This window comes from Kitasatospora sp. NPDC036993 (genome assembly GCF_055607525.1).
Genome location: NZ_JBVJRP010000005.1, coordinates 165,717 through 181,575 on the forward strand (window position 1 = coordinate 165,717; position 15,859 = coordinate 181,575).

The window sequence follows — 15,859 nt, forward strand, 5'->3', positions numbered from 1 at the left end:
GACGCCCGTGCCAGACCCCCGCGACCGACCCCCGCGACCGGAGACTCCGTGACCACCCCCTTCCCCGAACCCTCCGTCCCCACGTACACCGCTGCCGCCCCGCCGCCCGGGTGTCCGGCCCACGCGGGCGGCGTCGGCCCGACCGGCCCCGGCGGCCTGCGCCGGCTGTACGGCCCCGAGGCCGAGACCGACCCGGCCGGCCTGTACGAGAAGCTGCGCGCCGAGCACGGCGAGGTGGCCCCGGTGCTGCTGCACGGCGACCACCGGGCCTGGCTGGTGCTCGGCCACGGCGCCAACATCACCGTGATGCGCACCCCCTCGCTGTTCTCCCGGGACTCCCGGCTGTGGAGCGCCTTCCGCAACGCCGAGGTGCCGGCGGACTCCCCGCTGCTGCCGGTGGTCGCCTGGCAGCCGATCTGCGTGTTCGCGGACGGCGAGGAGCACCGCCGGCTGCGCGGGGCGCTGCTGGACGGCCTGAACGGCTTCGACCGGCGCGGCATCCGCCGCCACGTCCGCCGCTTCACCACCGACCTCGTCCAGGTGGTCGGGCCGACCGGCGAGGCCGAGCTGATCTCCCAGTTCGCCGAGCACCTGCCGATGCTGGTGATGACCAAGCTGCTCGGCATGCCCGACGAGTACGGTCCGCAGCTGGTGACCGCCGCCCGGGACCTGATGAAGGGCACCGAGACGGCGATCGCCAGCAACGAGTACGTGGTCGCCGGTCTGCGCCGGACCATCGCCATCCGGCGCGACAGCCCCGGGGACGACCTGACCAGCCGGCTCCTGGCGCACCCCGCCGGGCTGACCGAGGACGAGGTGATGGAGCACCTGCGGGTGGTGCTGCTGGCGGCGAACGAGACGACCGTCAACCTGATCGCCGACTCGCTGAAGATGGTGCTGACCGACCCGCGCTTCCGCGCCCACCTCTCCGGCGGGCAGATGACCCTGGGCGAGGCGCTGGACCAGGTGCTCTGGGACTCCCCGCCGATGTCCCTGGTGGCGGGCCGCTGGGCGACCGCCGACACCGAGCTGGGCGGTCAGCTGATCCAGGCCGGGGACCTGCTGCTGCTCGGGCTCGCGGCGGGCAACGTCGACCCGGTGGTCCGGCCCGACCTGGCCGCCCCGCTGTACGGCAACCGCTCCCACCTGTCCTTCGGCGCCGGGCCGCACGAGTGCCCGGGCCAGGACATCGGGCGGCACGTCGCCGAGGCCGGGATCGACATCCTGCTGACCCTGCTGCCCGACGTGCGGCTCGCGGTGCCGGAGGAGGAGCTGAGCTGGAGCTCGGCCTGGATCTCCCGGCACCTGACGGCGCTGCCGGTGGAGTTCACCGCCCGCGACATCGAGCCCGACCCGGTCTCGGTGGCCGAGGCGGAGCGGGCGGCGAACGAGGCCGCGGAGCGGGAGTCCGGGGCCCCGGCCGTCCCGGCGACCCGGAGCGCCGAGGCCGGCGGAACGCCGGAGCCGGTCGCCCCGGCCGTCCCGGCGCAGCGCCGCGGTTGGTGGGACGTGCTCACGGGCCTGTTCCGGCGCTGACGGGGGCCACCCCGACAGCGATCGGACCCGTCAGCCCCGCCCGTCGGTCCGGCTTCGGTACAGCGTGAAGGTGTCCACCGGGCTGAGGTCGCCGTGCGGACCGTCGAAGGTGTAGTAGGTGACCCGCATGGTGGTGGTGCCGCCGCGCCGGTCGCCGGGGTCGACGTCGAAGGCGGCGAACCCGTGGGTGTGGGTGCGGTCCTGGTGGGCGGCCCACGGCGCCTCCTCGGTGAGCCAGACCGACTCCCGGTACGGCGCCGGCGGACGCGGCGAGTCCTCCAGGGCGACCACCACCCGGCCCCTGGGCTCGGGGAACAGGTCGTCCTGGGTGGTGGCGGCGTTGCCCCCGGTGCCGATGACCATGTGGACGGTGCCGCGCCCGGTGTCGATCAGGTCGGTCCTGGTGTCGACCGGCACCGGGGTGCGGGTGTCGTTGGGCAGGGTGCCGCGGACGGCGTGCGAGCGCTCGTAGTAGTGCTCGTGGCCGCAGACCACCAGGTCGACCCCGTAGGCGTCGAACAGCGGCCCCCAGGCCTCGCGGACCCCGAGGTCGCCGCCGGCGCCGTGCCGCGAGCTGGACATCATCGGGTGGTGCATGCACACCACGATCCAGTCGATCGACCTGTTGCCCCGTGCCGCCCGCAACTCCCGCTCCAGCCAGCGCTGTTGGGCGCCCCCGGAGTAGCCGCGCAGGTAGCTGTCGCCGGAGTCCTGGACGGCCACGTCGTCGTTGGCCAGGCTGACGAAGCGCACCGAGCCGACCGTGAAGGCGTACCACATGCCCCTGGTCTCCTCGTCGGCGGAGGCCGTGGGGTCGGGCAGCGAGAAGTAGGTCTGGTAGCCGAGGGCGCCGATCGGCCCGTTGCCGCCCTCGTTCTCGCCGTTGCCCGCGCAGGGCATCCAGGGGCGCAGCCGGGCCGAGCGGCTGTTGTTGATGAACCAGTCGGCCCAGGTGGCGGTGCGGCCCTGGCCGTGCCGGCCGCTGTAGGAGGCGTAGCAGAGGTCGCCGTTGACCAGGTTGAACAGCGGGCCGACGCGTTCCACGGCGGCGACGATGTCGGCGGAGTGCGCGGTGCCGACCTGGCTGCTGGTGAACACCGGGTACTTGCCGAGCGGCGAGGGCACGCCGTCCGGGAAGACCACCCGGCGGCGGAGGTTGGGGGTGGCCTGGTCGCCGAAGCTGGTGAAGGTGAAGGGTGCCCGGCCGCGCGGGGCGGTGGTGAAGCCGCCCGTCTCGGGGTTGGCGCCGTCGTGGCCGGCGCTGTAGAGGTACGTGGTGCCGGGGCGCAGGCCGGTGAGGCGGGCGTGGTGGACGTACACCTCGGCCTGGTCGACGGCGTCCCGGTAGGTGCGGGTCTCGGCGTCGACGGAGCGGCCGAGGCCGCCGTCCGGCGAGCCGTAGCGGACCCGCGGGCGGCGTACGGACTGCGGGGTGAGCCAGGAGACGGTCATCTCGGTGGCGGGGTCGGTGCCGAACTGGAGGTGGAGCCCGGTCACGCTGGGCGCCCCGGTGCGGTGCGGGGTGCTCAGCAGCAGCGGGCCGGCGGGCGCACCGCCGTCCGGCGCGTCCTCGGCGGGCCGGGCGGCGGCGTTCGGTGCGGCCCCGGCGCCGGCCGCCACCAGGGCGGCGCCGGCCACCGAGGTGCCCCTGAGGAGGGATCTGCGCGGGATCGTCATGGTGTTCAGGCCTTGCGGCCGACTCCGCCGTACGCCGAGACCTTGTGTTCCGTCACGGCCGCGTCGGCGTCCGGGTGCCAGTGGTTGACCGGGACCACGCCCGGCTCGTCCAGTTCCAGCCCGGCGAAGAAGCGTTCGACGCGTTCGCGCGTGCGGAAGTGCAGGGTGATCCCGGCCTCCGCGTAGCGGCGGGTGGCCTTGTCCATGCGCTCCGGCGCGATGTCGGCGGTCCCGGCGGTGAGGGCCAGGAAGCTGCCGGCGGGCAGGGCGTCGAGGATCTTGCGGACGGGCGGGTGCGCGGCCTCGTCGGAGAGGAAGTGGACGATGTTGATCAGGGTCAGCGCGACCGGCTGGGAGAGGTCCAGGGTGGCGCCCACCCCCGGGTCGGCGAGGAACCGCTCGGGTTCCTGGAGGTCGCCGTGGACGTAGGCGGTGCGGCCCTCGGTGGTGCTGGTGAGCAGCGCGCGCGAGTGGGCGAGCACGATCGGGTCGTTGTCGACGTAGACGACGCGGCAGGCCGGGTCGACGGCCTGGGCGATCTCGTGCAGGTTGGGCGCGGTGGGGATGCCGGTTCCGATGTCCAGGAACTGGCGGACGCCTTGCACTTCGGCGAGCCGGCGGACCATCCGGTGCATCACCGCGCGGGCGGCGGTGGTGTCGGCGCGCGCGCCGGGCAGGTCGGCCATCACGCGGTCGCCGACCTCGCGGTCGGCGGGGAAGTTGGTCTTCCCGCCGAGCAGGTAGTCGTAGACCCGGGCGGAGTGCGCCCGGTCGATGCGCAGGTCCACCTGCGGCGGTGTCTCGAAGCCGGGCTCGGTCAGCCAGCTGTCCGACACGAACGTGTCCTGTGCGTCGGTGTCCTCCGTGCTGCGGTGCGGTGCGTTGGTGTCCGGTGTGTCCGTACCCGATGCGCTGGTGTCCACGCTCGCCCTCCCCGATCGGCGTTGTGTTGACCACTCAACCACATGGGATGACTGTCCGTCAGGCGGTTCCAGGCGTCCGCTGAACCGTGCGTTCCGTATCCAGGACCGCCGCGGCGAAGGACGGCACCCGCATCGCCGTCAGCAGCCCGAGGGCCGGGCCCGCCGCGCAGACGGTGACGTACCAGGGGATCACACCCAGCCAGTGCCGGTCCGACAGCCACTCGGCGAGCAGCGGGAAGGTTCCGCCGAACGCGGCGATGGTGGCCGCGTTGACCACGCCGAGGCCGACCGCCCGCACTTCGGTGGGGAACAGCAGCCCGGTGAAGACGTTGAGCGTGCCGAGCACCGTGGCCACCAGCATCCCCAGCAGCACGGCGACGATCTGGAACGGCAGCCAGCCCTGGCGCAGTCCGGCGAGCAGCACGCCGACCAGCGGGATCGGCAGGGCGAACCCGATCCGGGCGACCGGCAGCAGGCCGTAGCGGTCGGCGGCGGCGCCGGTGAGCAGCATGGTGGCCAGGACCGCGCCGAGCACCACGGTCATGAAGGAGGCCGCCTCCTCCTTGTCGATCACGTGGTAGGCGGCGGCGTACTGCGGCAGGTAGACCAGCGCGAAGTAGTAACCGACCGTCCCGCCCAGGGTGTTGAGGAAGACGGTGAGCACCGCCCAGCGGTGTTCGCGCAGCACCCGCAGGAACGGCGGGCGGGCGGTGTGCCGGGCGCGCTCGCGGGCGCGGTGGAACTCCGCGCTCTCCGGAGCCCGTCGCCGCACCCAGACGGCGGCCAGCCCGAGCAGCGCGGCGACCACGAAGCCCCAGCGCCAACCGCCGTTCTCCAGGCCGGACTTGCCGATGGTGTGGATCAGCAGGGTGAGCACCCCGAAGGAGAGCAGCGAGCCGAGGATGATGCCGCCGTAGGAGACCGAGCTGAACGCGAAGCGGTGCCGGGGCGGGGCGGTCTCGGTGACGTACGCGGCGACGCTCGGTGCCTCTCCGCCGAAGGCGAGCCCCTGCACCACCCGCGCGAGCACGGCCAGCACCGCCGCCCAGGCCCCGATGGCCTGCTGCCCCGGCACCGCGGCGATGCCCAGGCTCGCGACGGCGATCACCGCCATGCCGAGGCTCAGCGCGAAGCGCCGCCCCCTGGTGTCGCTGAGCCGCCCGATCAGGTAGGAGCCGACCGGCCGGGCGACGAAGCCCACCGCGAAGGTGACGTACGCGCCGAGCACGCCGCTGACGCCGTGCTTGCCGTGGCCGAAGAGGTCGGCCGCGAAGTAGGGCGCCAGGACGGCGTAGATGTTCCAGTCGAAGGACTCGACCACCGATCCGACCGTCGCCGCGGCCAACTCCCGCCGCCGCCCGCCCGCTTGCGCTTCGTCGCGGACCGGAGCGGCCGCGCTGCGATCTGTCATGACCTCAGCATGGCACCGTCCGGACCCGGACGGAATCACGCCCGGCCGCCGGGTGATCGGCGTCGTCAGGGCCGCTCCACAGAGGCTTCTGAGAATCCCATGTGACTGATGTGACAGTCAGGTGATATTTGTGTGCCGTGCATTCCATGATCACACGTACCCCGCGGCGCGTCCTGCCCGCCGCCGTCGCAGCCCTCGCCACCGCCGCCCTGCTGGCCGGCTGCACCAGCGGGAGCGGCACCACAGCCGCGCCCGCGACCACCACGACCGCCGCTGCCCCGGCACCGAGCGCCACCCCGACCCCGACGCCGACGGTCAAGCCCACCGGCGCCAACGACCCCGCGCTCAAGGCCTTCTACGGCCAGCAGCTCACCTGGGGCCCCTGCAAGAAGGACCCGGAGAACGAGGAGGACACCTCGGCACTCCAGTGCGCCACGCTCAAGGTGCCGCTCGACTACACCGCCCCGGCCACCGCCACCCTGGACGTCGCCGTGGTCCGCAACGCGGCCACCAAGCCCGACCAGAAGATCGGCTCGCTGCTGCTCAACCCCGGCGGCCCGGGCGGCTCCGGAGTCGAGATGGTCGCCTACGACCCCAAGCGCTTCGACGGACCGCTGCACGACCGCTACGACATCGTCGGCTTCGACCCGCGCGGCACCGCCGGAACCAGCCCGCTCAACTGCCTGGACGACCAGGCCCGGGACGGCTGGCTGAACACCGACCAGGCCGGCGCCGACCACGGCAAGCAGCTGGCCGACGCCTGCCAGGCCAAGTACGCCCAGATCCTGCCGTTCGTCAGCACCCGCAACAGCGCCCGGGACATGGACGTGCTGCGCGCCGTCCTCGGCGACCAGAAGCTCAGCTACCTCGGCCTGTCCTACGGCACCTACCTCGGCTCGCTCTACGCCGAGGAGTTCCCGGACAAGGTCGGCCGGGTCGTCCTGGACGGCGCCACCTCGGCCTCCACCTCGCTGGTCCAGCACAACATCGAGCAGCAGGCCGGCTTCGAGCGGGCCCTGAAGGCCTTCGCCGCGGACTGCGTCACCAAGGCCGCCTGCTCGCTCGGCAAGGACCCCGAGCAGGCGACGCAGAAGCTCGCCACGTTCCTCGACGGGCTCAAGGACAAGCCGCTGAAGACGGAGAGCGGCCGCGCCCTGACCTCCAGCATCGCCTGGACGGGCGTCATCAGCCGGCTCTACGGCGGCGAGAAGGCCTGGGAGGGTCTGCGCAACTCCATCGGCTGGGCGATGGTGCGCGGCAAGGGCGACTACCTGCTCGACCTCGCCGACGCCTACAACGGCCGCGACAAGGACGGCCACTACCGGCCCTCGGCGGACGCCTACACCGCCATCCACTGCGCCGACGGCGCCACCGACGCACCGGCCGGCGAGCAGTTGCAGGCCGCGCTGACCGACCTCGCCGCCAAGGCCCCGCTGATCAGCAAGCACGACCCGCAGTCCGCGCTGTTCGACCCGGACTGCCGGATCTGGCCGTTCCGCGCCACCGAGAAGCCGCACGTGATCAAGTCCGCCGCCGCCAACCCGATCGTGGTCGTCGGCACCACCGGCGACCCGGCCACCCCGTACGCCTGGGCCGAGAAGCTGACCGCCGAGCTCGGCAACGCCGTGCTGCTCAGCCGCGACGGCGAGGGCCACACCGGGTACGGCGCGAGCAAGTGCGTCCGCGCCTCGGTGGACGCCTTCCTGCTGGACGGCACCGTCCCGGCCGCGGGCATCCACTGCCCGACGGACTGACCCCGGAGCGACCCCGGACCGAAACGGAAGGCGGCGCCGGACCCTCGGGTCCGGCGCCGCCGCCGATTCCCGGAGGTCCCGCTCAGTGCCCGGGGTGGTGGACGAAGCGGTAGCTGTCGCGGTCGAGTTCGGTGACCTGGACGCCGATCACGGCCGGCTCGGCCAGCCGGTCGCGCAGCGCCGCGAGCACCCGGTCGGTCAGTGCGGCGCGCTGCGCGGTGCTGCGGCCGGCCAGGATCTTCACCTCGACCAGCACCGCGGTCTCCCCGCTCGTCCCGTCCCCGACGTGGTGCAGATCGGCGGGGCGGAAGAGGGTCTTGCAGTCCGTGACCGGAGTGTCGATCACCTCGGTCATCGCCCAGTGGAGTTCGGCGGCCAGGCCCGCCCGGTCGAAGTCGAGTGCGGCCGAGTGGTCGACCAGGATCTGCGGCACGGGAACCTCCGGGCGTCGGTGACGGACGCCCCGACGCTACCGGAGCCGTCCGGGACCCCGGCGCGGGGTGCGGCGCCGGGGCCCCGGACGGGATGGGACCGGTGGAACGGGTGGAACGGAGGCCGGGTCGTCAGCAGCCGAAGTCGATCTTGCGGAAGGTCACGTAGTGGTCGGCGGTGTAGTAGTCCTCGTGGTACTGCGTGCCGGTGACGATGCGACGGGCGCCGCGGGTCGGCGAGCCCGGGGTGACCACGGTGTACTCGTGGTAGTAGCCGGTCGACCGCGAGGGCAGCACTCCCTCCCGGTTCTGGAAGACGATGCCGTCCTGGCTGTACGGGAACGGACCGCCGGAGGCGATCAGGTCGAGGGTGGTGTCGGCCTGGGAGGGCAGGACGGACAGGCACACCGAGCCGACCGCGGCGTGCGCCTCGGTGGCGACGGCGATCGGCGCGAGGGTGACCAGGGCGACGGTGGCGGTGGCGGCGACGCGAGTCTTCCATGCGCGTAGAGTTCGGGTCATGACAAACAGGATGGCGACCGCCCCGCGCCATCGGAAGCCCCGTTCCAAGTCTTCATCTCCGGTCAACACGACGTACCTTCCGGTGACGTGACCCGGTCAGCGGCCCGGCCGGACTCAGCCCCGCGACAGCACCAGCGACTGCACCGACGGGAGCTTGCGCCAGTCGCTGGACACGATGCTCGCGTGCGCCTTCGCCAACTGCTCGGTGCGGGCCCGCGCCTGGTCGGCGGTCGGGTCGGTGCCGCTGATCTCCGGGGCGACCAGGTGCGAGTCCGTCATCACCAGCAGGTAGTGGGCGTTGTCGTACCACGCGGTGTCGATGGTCCTGACGTAGGTGGAGGCGTCACCGTCGAAGACCGCGAACCAGGGCCGGATCGAGGTGTCCGCACCGGTGTACTGGCCGCGCGGGTCGCCGGTGGCGGCGCCGAGCACGGACGGGAACACCTGGGCCTGGCCGATCCGGCCGGCCGCCGCCAGGTCCCGCAGGTGCCGGCCCTGCTCGACGTCGGTGTGCAGGGTGTCGAAGGGGTTGCCCAGCTCGACGGTGCCCGGGATCGCGTACAGCAGCACCCGGCCGGCCAGCGCCGAGCGGCTCGGCCAGTTGCCGGCCCGCACCGCCTCGTCGAGGCTCGGGTACGAGCCGCCGCCGGGCTTGGCCAGCAGGTCGGCCGGGCGCAGCACGGCGGAGCCCAGGTGGGCGGCGATCAGCGTGTCCAGCTGGTCGGGGCCCATCCCGGTGTTGGCCGAGTAGCCGGGCTTGAGCTCCAGCTTGATCACCAGCGGGCCGGCGCCCGGGTGCGCGGCGAGCCAGACCCGGACGTCGTCCAGGCAGCTCTCCAGGTTCTGGTCGGTGCCGCCCGCGTACAGCTGCGCGGGGGTGCTCGCGGCGGTGCAGTTGTTGGAGTTGCCGAACGGGTTGGAGTGGCTGACCTGCCACTGCTTGGTCACGATGTTCGGCCAGAGGTCCAGCTCGATCATCCCGGTGCCGGTGTCCAGCCCCTGGGCGAGGTACGGGAAGGCGGCCGGGTCGTAGGTGTTGTGCAGGCCGACGGTGGTCGCGGAGCCGAACGGCAGGTCGCCCGGTCCGCCGGTGGTGGCGTCGGCCGGTGCGGTCGGGATCAGCGCGGCCGCGGCGGCGATCAGGCCGGCGGCCAGGAATCCGGTCAGGGTGCGGCGTACGGTCATCGGAACGGTCCCCCCAAGTCATGGGATGCCGGCCGCCCTGCTCCCGGGCAGCCTGACGAAGCATCGCCCGCCCGGGCGTGCTCAGGATGAAGAAGGCACGACAATAGCGTGACGGCTGCACCGCTTCTCCCCGACTCCCCTCCCCTTCCTCCACCTGACCCCCACTCGCCCCGGCCGCCACGCCCACGACGGTGACGGAACGTCGGGACACCACCGCCCCGGGTTAGCGTGACCCGGATGCGAGGGCGGCCGGTCCGCGACCGGGACGACACCCCGCCCCCGAGGCACCGAACGGCGGAGGAAGCCGATGTCCCTGGTCCGGGTCCACAACTTCTCGATCTCCCTGGACGGCTACGGCACCGGCGAGGGGCAGAGCCTCGACGCGCCGTTCGGCCACGCCGGCCACCGGCTGCACGACTGGTTCTTCGGCACCCGGACGTTCCGGCGGATGAGCGGCAAGGAGGGCGGCGGGACCGGCGTGGACGACGCGATGGCCCGCACCTGGGCCGACGGCATCGGCGCGGAGATCATGGGCCGCAACAAGTTCGGCCCGCAGCGCGGCCCCTGGCAGGACGAGGACTGGCGCGGCTGGTGGGGACCGAACCCGCCGTTCCACACCCCGGTCTTCGTGCTCACCCACCACCCGCGGCCCTCGCTGGAGATGGACGGCGGGACGGTCTTCCACTTCCTCGACGCCTCCCCCGAGGAGGCGCTGCGCCGGGCCAGGGAGGCGGCCGGCGGTCTGGACGTGCGGATCGGCGGCGGCCCGAGCACCGTCCGGGCCTTCCTGGCGGCCGATCTGATCGACCACCTGCACGTGGTCGTGGTGCCGTTGCTGCTCGGGCGGGGGGAGCGGCTCTGGGACGGGCTCGAAGGGCTGGAACAACGATTCCGCACCGAGGCGGTGGCCGGCCCGAGCGGCGTCACCCACCTGACCTTCACCCGGCCGTAGCCGGCGGCCCCCACCCGCACGAGCACGGCGGCGGGCTCCCCGCACCCTCGGGGAGGCCGCCGCCGCTGCGCCACGACCTGATCAGGACCGCCGGGTCGGAGCCGCCTGATCAGGGCTGCCCGATCAGCGCGTCGCCGGGATCAGACCCGGTCGGCCGCGATCAGCACGTACTGGAAGGAGCCGTCCTTGTAGGACTCGATGAACGCCTCCTCGATGCCGGTCACCAGCGAGGTCGTGTTCCGCAGCTCCCAGTAGGGCAGGGTGTCCGGGGTCAGGTCGATGACGGCCTGCGGCACCAGGCGGTTGTCGGCCATCGCCCGCAGGTACTCGCGGCGGGAGTGGATGTTGCACTCGAAGTGGGCGTTGATCTGCGAGACCCACTTCGACGGCTGGCCGTACCGCGGGTTCCAGCAGCCGGTGATGGTCACGTACCGGCCGCCGACGCTCAGCACCCGGGAGTGCTCGGCCATCAGGTCGTGCAGGTCGACGTACATGCTGGACTCGTTGTTCCAGGAGCCCGCGACCGTACCGGTCTCGACGGGCATGTTCAGCATGTTGGCGACCCGGGAGCGGACGAAGTCCCCGATGCCCAGCTCGGCGGCGCGCTTGTTGCCGAAGTCGGCCTGCTGGGTGGAGAGGGTCATGCCCTCGACCCGGCAGCCGAAGCGCTGGTGGGCCATCACCATCGAGCCGCCACGGCCGCAGCCGGCGTCGACCAGGGTGTGGTCGGCGCGGATGTCGCCGAGGTGGTCGAGCAGCACGTCGGCCTGGGCGGACTCCAGGCGGTGCAGCTCGGAGATCACCTTCTTCTCGCGCTCGCTGTCGGCCGGGTCGCCGATCGCGGCCTGGTCGATCGCACCGATGCCGTAGTGGTGGTGGTAGAGGCCGTCGACGTCACCCAGGCGAAGGTTGACCGGACGGGCCTCGTGGTCCCAGTAGCGTGCGATGTCGCCCTGGTACGGAGTCGCCGGGCCGGGGATGGTGTTGCCCGGGGTGGTGATGTCGTCGGTCACGGACATGGGTCAGCTCCTACGGGATGGTTGACGGATGCTCGCCGGGAATCGCTCACCGGTCGAGCGGTCACAGGAATCGGGTACCGGAGGACGGCTGCCGGACGGCGGTCACCGGAACGGGGACCGGTCGCCGGGAGCCGCTCCCGTCACCAGAAGTCGGGCAGGGTGTAGCGGTAGGTGTTGGTCTGGTGCCAGTAGTGGTTGCCGTCGACCCATGCGGCCACGCCGCGCAGGAACCGTAGGACCGTCGGCACCGGGCAGGCCACGGCCAGGGCCGCCGCCTCGGCCTCGAAGGCGCGCATCAGGTCGTTGTGGACCTCGACGGCCTTCAGGTAGCCCTCCTTGCGGGAGACGCCCTCGCGTTCGGAGATCACCACCGGCAGGTTCAGGTGCAGTCCGGGGCTGGCCAGCTCCTTCATGTACGAGTACAGGTCGTTGACGATGGTGGTCGCGTTGGAGGCCAGCGCGATCACCCGCTGCATGGCGGGCAGCGCGTGGAGTTCGGCGGGCAGCTCGTAGCCGCCGACGGTGTCCGTGATCGTCGGGCAGGGGCGGAAGTTGTTGAACTGGCGCATGGCCAGGTACTCCCACACCTCGGGGACGTGGTCCGCCTGGTCCCAGGCGGCCTCGGCCAGGTACCCGAGGTGCAGCCGCGCCATGTCGTGCCGGAAGCGGTCCGACTGGGAGGGCGTGGCGGCCCGGCCGAAGTACTCCATCGCCGAGTGGTACGAGCGCCTGGGCGCGTCCGAGGAGAGCGAGGCCTCCCAGTCCGGCTGGTACTCCGGCGTGGTGTGCAGCGGGTCGAGCGCCGTGTGCGCGAGCAGCAGGCGGCTGCCCAGGCCGATCGGCGAACCTCCGAGGTCCTCGCAGTAGCAGTCGTCCACCGCGTTCTCGGCCACCATCAGGCGGGCCGCGAGCATCAGGTGGTCGACGCTCGGCGCGTCCGGGTGGCAGGCCACCATGTAGCGCCCGGTGGAGAACCCGTCGAAGTCCTTCTCCCACTCCGGCGGGTAGAGCTCGATCTCCTCCATCGCCCAGATCTTGAGCTTGGCGCTGAGCGCCTCCACCCGTACCGGGTCCGGCTCGGCGACCGGATGGTAGTAGAGGCCGGGGATCGGGTCCCCGCTCTTGGGCTTGCCCCCGCTCGGCACCTCGGCGACCGTACCCTCGGCGGGCAGGGTGAGCCCGGCCGGGATCAGACCGGTCGGGGTCAGGCCCGCCAGGGCGGGGCCGGAGGGCGTCACGCCGGGCGGGATCAGGAGGGCCGACAGCCAGGCCTCGGGGGCCACGGCCTGCGGCGCCGTGGTCTCGGGCACGACGACGTCGGGCACCACGGCCTCGGCCACCGGAGCCTCGGGCACCGGGATCTCCGCAGCCGAGACCTCGGGTGCCGCAACCCCGGGTGTCACGACCTCCGGTGTCGCGACCTCCGGCGTCACAGCCTCGGACGCCGGGACCTGCGGCCGGAACTGCAGCCCCGAGGTGCCCAGTCCGCTGGGCCCGCGCAGGATCCGCTCGATCGCCGGGGAACTCATGAGCCCACCGCCGGGGCGGAGTCGGGCCCGGACGGTGTGTCCGGTCTGGCACGCAGGGGCATGGAGCCTCCTCTGAGAAGGGTCGCACTACATGACGGGTCGTCACCTCACCCGTCTCGAACAGGAACTCCGGCCGGAGGCCCCGTTCCGCTCGGTTCCCCACCGTAGGCGCGAAGGGGCGTTCCGCATCACAACGGACGATCTTCATCACCCGATAGGGTGAACGTTTGTGCTGACTGTGTTTGGGCGTGCCACAGTCGTGCATCGCCCCACCCCGCCTCTTCCGCGCCTCGGCCCCGAGCCGGCCGCCCGCCCGTCCCGCCTCGCGCGTCAACCCGGTGCACCACACCCGTGTCCTGATCCGGCCCGCCGCGTTGTGCCACTCGTGGCTGGGACTGTTCGAATGCGAAACGACTGACCGACGGTCGCCTGCCACGCATTGGTCACACATCCGAACTCCCGGAAGGAACCCGCAGTGGCAGCGATCTCGATGCCGGACTTCTACCTGCCGTGGCCGGCCCGCCTCAACCCCCATCTGGAGGCGGCCCGGGCGCAGAGCCTGCTCTGGGTCCGCGAGATGGACATGCTCGAACCCGTCTGGGACGAGGAACGGTTCACCGCGATGGACTTCGCGCTCTTCGCCGCGTGGACCCACCCCGACGCCTCACCCGACGAACTCTGCCTGATGAGCGACTGGTACGTCTGGGGCTGGTACGTCGACGACTACTTCCCCCAGGCGTACACCGAGGCCGAACAACTCGGTTCCGCCAGGGAATACCTGTTCCGCCTGCTGGACTTCATGCCCCTCGACGGCAGCGCGTCCGGCCTCACCCCGGAGAACCCGCTGGAACGCGGACTGGCCGACCTCTGGACCCGGACCGCGCCCGGCAAGTCGGAGCCCTGGCTGCGCCGTTACGTCGCGGTGATCCAGGACATGGCCGAGGAGGCGCTGCGCGAGCTGTTCAACCTCGCCCGGGACGGCAGCCGCGTCCTCGACCCGATCGAGTACCTGGAGATGCGGCGTTCCGTCGGCGGGATCCTCTGGTCGGCCCAACTGCTCGAACACGCCCTGGGCCTGGAGCTTCCGCCGCGCCTGCTCGACCAGCGCCCGCTGGAGCTGCTCAACGCGGCCTTCGCCGATTCCCAGGGGTTGCAGAACGACATCATCTCCTACGAGATCGACCTCGCCGAGGGGAAGGTGAACAACGGTGTGACGGTCGTGGAGCACTTCCTCGGGTGCGAGACCGGGCGGGCGGTGGAGGTCGTCAACGACCTGGTCACCGACCGGCTCCAGCAGTTCGACCACACCGCCGCCACCGAACTGCCCATCGTTTTCGAGCAACAGCTGCTCACCCCCGACGAGCGGGCCGACGTCCTGCGTTACGTCCAGGGGCTCAAGGACTGGATGGCCGGCAACCTGGAGTGGGCCCTGCGCCCCGGCGGCCGCTACCTGCCCGCGGACTCGGAGCCCGCCGCCGCACCCTCGCCGTCCTTCCTCACCCCCTCCGGCCTCGGTACCGCCGCCGCCCGGCTCGGCCTCGGCCCGGCCCCGCTCGGCCTGCGGGCCCGCAGCTACCTCAACGCCCCGCGCCAGGAGCGCGAGCAGCTCGAACTGCCCGAGTTCTACATGCCCTTCGAGGCCAGGACCAACGGCGAGCTGGAGACGGCGCGCGAGCACGGCGAGGCGTACGTCCGTCGCACGGGCATCCTGGACGTTCCCGGGCTGGGGATCTGGGACGAGGCCAGTGTCCGGGCCGCCGACTTCGCGCTGTTCGGCGCTCTGACCCACCCCGACGCGCCGCTGGAGCAGCTGGACCTGCTCAACGACTGGTACACCTGGGGCTTCCTCCAGGACGACTACCTGCTCGAAGTGTTCAAGCGCCGCCGCGACCTGGCCGGCGCCAAGGCCTACCTCGACCGGCTGGAGCTCTTCGTCCCGGCCGAGCCGGTCGCCGTGCTGCCGACGCCGACCAACCCGTCCGAGCAGGGGCTCGCCGATCTCTGGTGCCGCACCGCCCCGGCCGTCGGCGACGAGCTGCGGCGCAAGCTCTCGGCCAGCACGGTCGTCCACCTCCGCTCCGGGGTGTGGGAGGTGTTCAACGCCCTCCAGAACCGCACGCCCGAGCTGATCGACTACACCGAGATGCGCCGCCAGACCCTCGGCGCCGGGGTCTGCGCGGACCTGATCCACCACGCCGCAGGCGTGGCCGTCCCCGACGCCGTGATGACCAGCCGGCCGATGCGCCGGCTGGTCACGGCGGTCGGCGACTGGGCGGGCTGGTTCAACGACGTGGCCTCGTACCAGGTGGAGATCGAGTACGAGGACGACGTGCACAACGGCGTCTACGCACTGCGCCGCTTCACCGGTGGGACGCTCCCGGACACGGTCGCGGCGGTGAACGACCTCCTCACCGCCCGGATGAAGGAGTTCGAGCACCTCACCGACTCCGAACTGCCCGTGCTCTACGACGAACTGGAGCTGGGCGAACAGGAGCGGGCCGGAATGGCGGACTACGTCAGGCAGCTCCAGGAGTGGCTGGCCGGGTTCCACGCCTGGCACCTGCGGACGGGCCGGTACACGGACTTCCCGGTCCGCACCACCCTGCCCGCCCGGCTGCTGCCCTCCCCCACCGGGCTCGGCACCTCGGCCGCCAGGATCGGCCTGAGCGCCTGACCCGACCGGCACGGGAGGTCGGCCTGACCCGACCTCCCGTGCCGACCCGCCCGTCCGGCCGGCACGATGCGCAGCTCCGCCGGCCGGGGCCCGAGCCCCAGGTGCCACCGGAGTTCCGCCTCCTCCGCCGACAGATCGTCCACCAGGTCCAGCGTGATCGAGATCTCGTAGAGGTCGCCCATGGCGGCAAGCTAGCGCGGGACTCCGACAGCACCGGCGCCGGGGCGGCCCGCGCAGCCCGGCACC

Annotated in this window: 12 protein-coding genes; 4 read left to right on the top strand and 8 right to left on the bottom strand. The window is 72.4% G+C overall.

Annotated elements, in window-relative coordinates; all coding sequences use genetic code 11:
- Nucleotides 1-48 precede the first annotated feature (48 nt).
- The gene (locus ACZ7C5_RS12435) at nucleotides 49-1,536 is read left to right on the top strand and encodes a cytochrome P450 (RefSeq protein WP_470322533.1); all 1,488 of its coding nucleotides are present in this window, start codon (nucleotides 49-51) and stop codon (nucleotides 1,534-1,536) included.
- A gap of 30 nt (nucleotides 1,537-1,566) precedes the next feature.
- Here ACZ7C5_RS12435 and ACZ7C5_RS12440 read toward each other — a convergent pair whose 3' ends face one another.
- The 3 genes from ACZ7C5_RS12440 to ACZ7C5_RS12450 form a co-directional block, all read right to left on the bottom strand.
- Nucleotides 1,567-3,213 carry a purple acid phosphatase family protein gene (locus ACZ7C5_RS12440; protein WP_401081786.1) on the bottom strand — a complete coding sequence of 549 codons (1,647 nt, stop codon included), beginning with the start codon at nucleotides 3,211-3,213 and terminating at the stop codon, nucleotides 1,567-1,569.
- Nucleotides 3,214-3,218: 5 nt separating this feature from the next.
- Nucleotides 3,219-4,034: an SAM-dependent methyltransferase gene (locus tag ACZ7C5_RS12445; protein ID WP_470322668.1), complete on the bottom strand. Its 816-nt coding sequence runs from the start codon at nucleotides 4,032-4,034 to the stop codon at nucleotides 3,219-3,221.
- Nucleotides 4,035-4,194: 160 nt separating this feature from the next.
- A complete protein-coding gene (locus tag ACZ7C5_RS12450) occupies nucleotides 4,195-5,547 on the bottom strand; it encodes an MFS transporter (RefSeq protein WP_401081789.1) in 1,353 nt (450 codons plus the stop codon).
- 146 nt (nucleotides 5,548-5,693) lie between these two features.
- On the opposite strand from ACZ7C5_RS12450, the gene ACZ7C5_RS12455 reads away from it, so the two are divergent.
- Complete coding sequence (locus ACZ7C5_RS12455) at nucleotides 5,694-7,301, top strand: alpha/beta hydrolase (protein WP_470322534.1); 1,608 nt, start codon at nucleotides 5,694-5,696, stop codon at nucleotides 7,299-7,301.
- Between the two features lie 82 nt (nucleotides 7,302-7,383).
- On the opposite strand, the gene ACZ7C5_RS12460 is transcribed toward ACZ7C5_RS12455, so the two are convergent.
- The 3 genes from ACZ7C5_RS12460 to ACZ7C5_RS12470 form a co-directional block, all read right to left on the bottom strand.
- Nucleotides 7,384-7,734 carry a 5-carboxymethyl-2-hydroxymuconate Delta-isomerase gene (locus tag ACZ7C5_RS12460; protein WP_470322535.1) on the bottom strand — a complete coding sequence of 117 codons (351 nt, stop codon included), beginning with the start codon at nucleotides 7,732-7,734 and terminating at the stop codon, nucleotides 7,384-7,386.
- A 130-nt stretch (nucleotides 7,735-7,864) separates the two neighbouring features.
- On the bottom strand, nucleotides 7,865-8,254 hold the full coding sequence (locus ACZ7C5_RS12465) for a guanyl-specific ribonuclease (RefSeq protein ID WP_470322536.1): 390 nt from the start codon (nucleotides 8,252-8,254) through the stop codon (nucleotides 7,865-7,867).
- A 114-nt stretch (nucleotides 8,255-8,368) separates the two neighbouring features.
- Nucleotides 8,369-9,439 carry a phosphatidylinositol-specific phospholipase C domain-containing protein gene (locus ACZ7C5_RS12470; protein ID WP_470322537.1) on the bottom strand — a complete coding sequence of 357 codons (1,071 nt, stop codon included), beginning with the start codon at nucleotides 9,437-9,439 and terminating at the stop codon, nucleotides 8,369-8,371.
- A 307-nt stretch (nucleotides 9,440-9,746) separates the two neighbouring features.
- On the opposite strand from ACZ7C5_RS12470, the gene ACZ7C5_RS12475 reads away from it, so the two are divergent.
- Complete coding sequence (locus tag ACZ7C5_RS12475; protein ID WP_401081802.1) at nucleotides 9,747-10,391, top strand: dihydrofolate reductase family protein; 645 nt, start codon at nucleotides 9,747-9,749, stop codon at nucleotides 10,389-10,391.
- Between the two features lie 140 nt (nucleotides 10,392-10,531).
- Here ACZ7C5_RS12475 and ACZ7C5_RS12480 read toward each other — a convergent pair whose 3' ends face one another.
- Together ACZ7C5_RS12480 and ACZ7C5_RS12485 are read right to left on the bottom strand one after the other, a co-directional pair.
- Nucleotides 10,532-11,410, bottom strand: coding sequence for a geranyl diphosphate 2-C-methyltransferase (locus ACZ7C5_RS12480; RefSeq protein WP_401081805.1), 879 nt, complete (start codon nucleotides 11,408-11,410; stop codon nucleotides 10,532-10,534).
- Nucleotides 11,411-11,550: 140 nt separating this feature from the next.
- A complete protein-coding gene (locus tag ACZ7C5_RS12485; RefSeq protein WP_401081807.1) occupies nucleotides 11,551-12,939 on the bottom strand; it encodes a family 2 encapsulin nanocompartment cargo protein terpene cyclase in 1,389 nt (462 codons plus the stop codon).
- Nucleotides 12,940-13,414: 475 nt separating this feature from the next.
- On the opposite strand from ACZ7C5_RS12485, the gene ACZ7C5_RS12490 reads away from it, so the two are divergent.
- Entirely contained in the window at nucleotides 13,415-15,613 is a 2,199-nt protein-coding gene (locus ACZ7C5_RS12490) for a terpene synthase family protein (protein ID WP_470322538.1), read from the top strand.
- Nucleotides 15,614-15,859 lie beyond the last annotated feature (246 nt).

What these genes read in the sequence shown, in the direction of transcription:
- ACZ7C5_RS12480 (WP_401081805.1), bottom strand. Translation starts at nt 11,410, where the DNA reads ATGTCCGTGACCGACGACATCACCACCCCGGGCAACACCATCCCCGGC.
- ACZ7C5_RS12485 (WP_401081807.1), bottom strand. Translation starts at nt 12,939, where the DNA reads ATGAGTTCCCCGGCGATCGAGCGGATCCTGCGCGGGCCCAGCGGACTG.
- ACZ7C5_RS12440 (WP_401081786.1), bottom strand. Translation starts at nt 3,213, where the DNA reads ATGACGATCCCGCGCAGATCCCTCCTCAGGGGCACCTCGGTGGCCGGC.
- ACZ7C5_RS12450 (WP_401081789.1), bottom strand. Translation starts at nt 5,547, where the DNA reads ATGACAGATCGCAGCGCGGCCGCTCCGGTCCGCGACGAAGCGCAAGCG.
- ACZ7C5_RS12475 (WP_401081802.1), top strand. Translation starts at nt 9,747, where the DNA reads ATGTCCCTGGTCCGGGTCCACAACTTCTCGATCTCCCTGGACGGCTAC.
- ACZ7C5_RS12465 (WP_470322536.1), bottom strand. Translation starts at nt 8,254, where the DNA reads ATGACCCGAACTCTACGCGCATGGAAGACTCGCGTCGCCGCCACCGCC.
- ACZ7C5_RS12455 (WP_470322534.1), top strand. Translation starts at nt 5,694, where the DNA reads ATGATCACACGTACCCCGCGGCGCGTCCTGCCCGCCGCCGTCGCAGCC.
- ACZ7C5_RS12470 (WP_470322537.1), bottom strand. Translation starts at nt 9,439, where the DNA reads ATGACCGTACGCCGCACCCTGACCGGATTCCTGGCCGCCGGCCTGATC.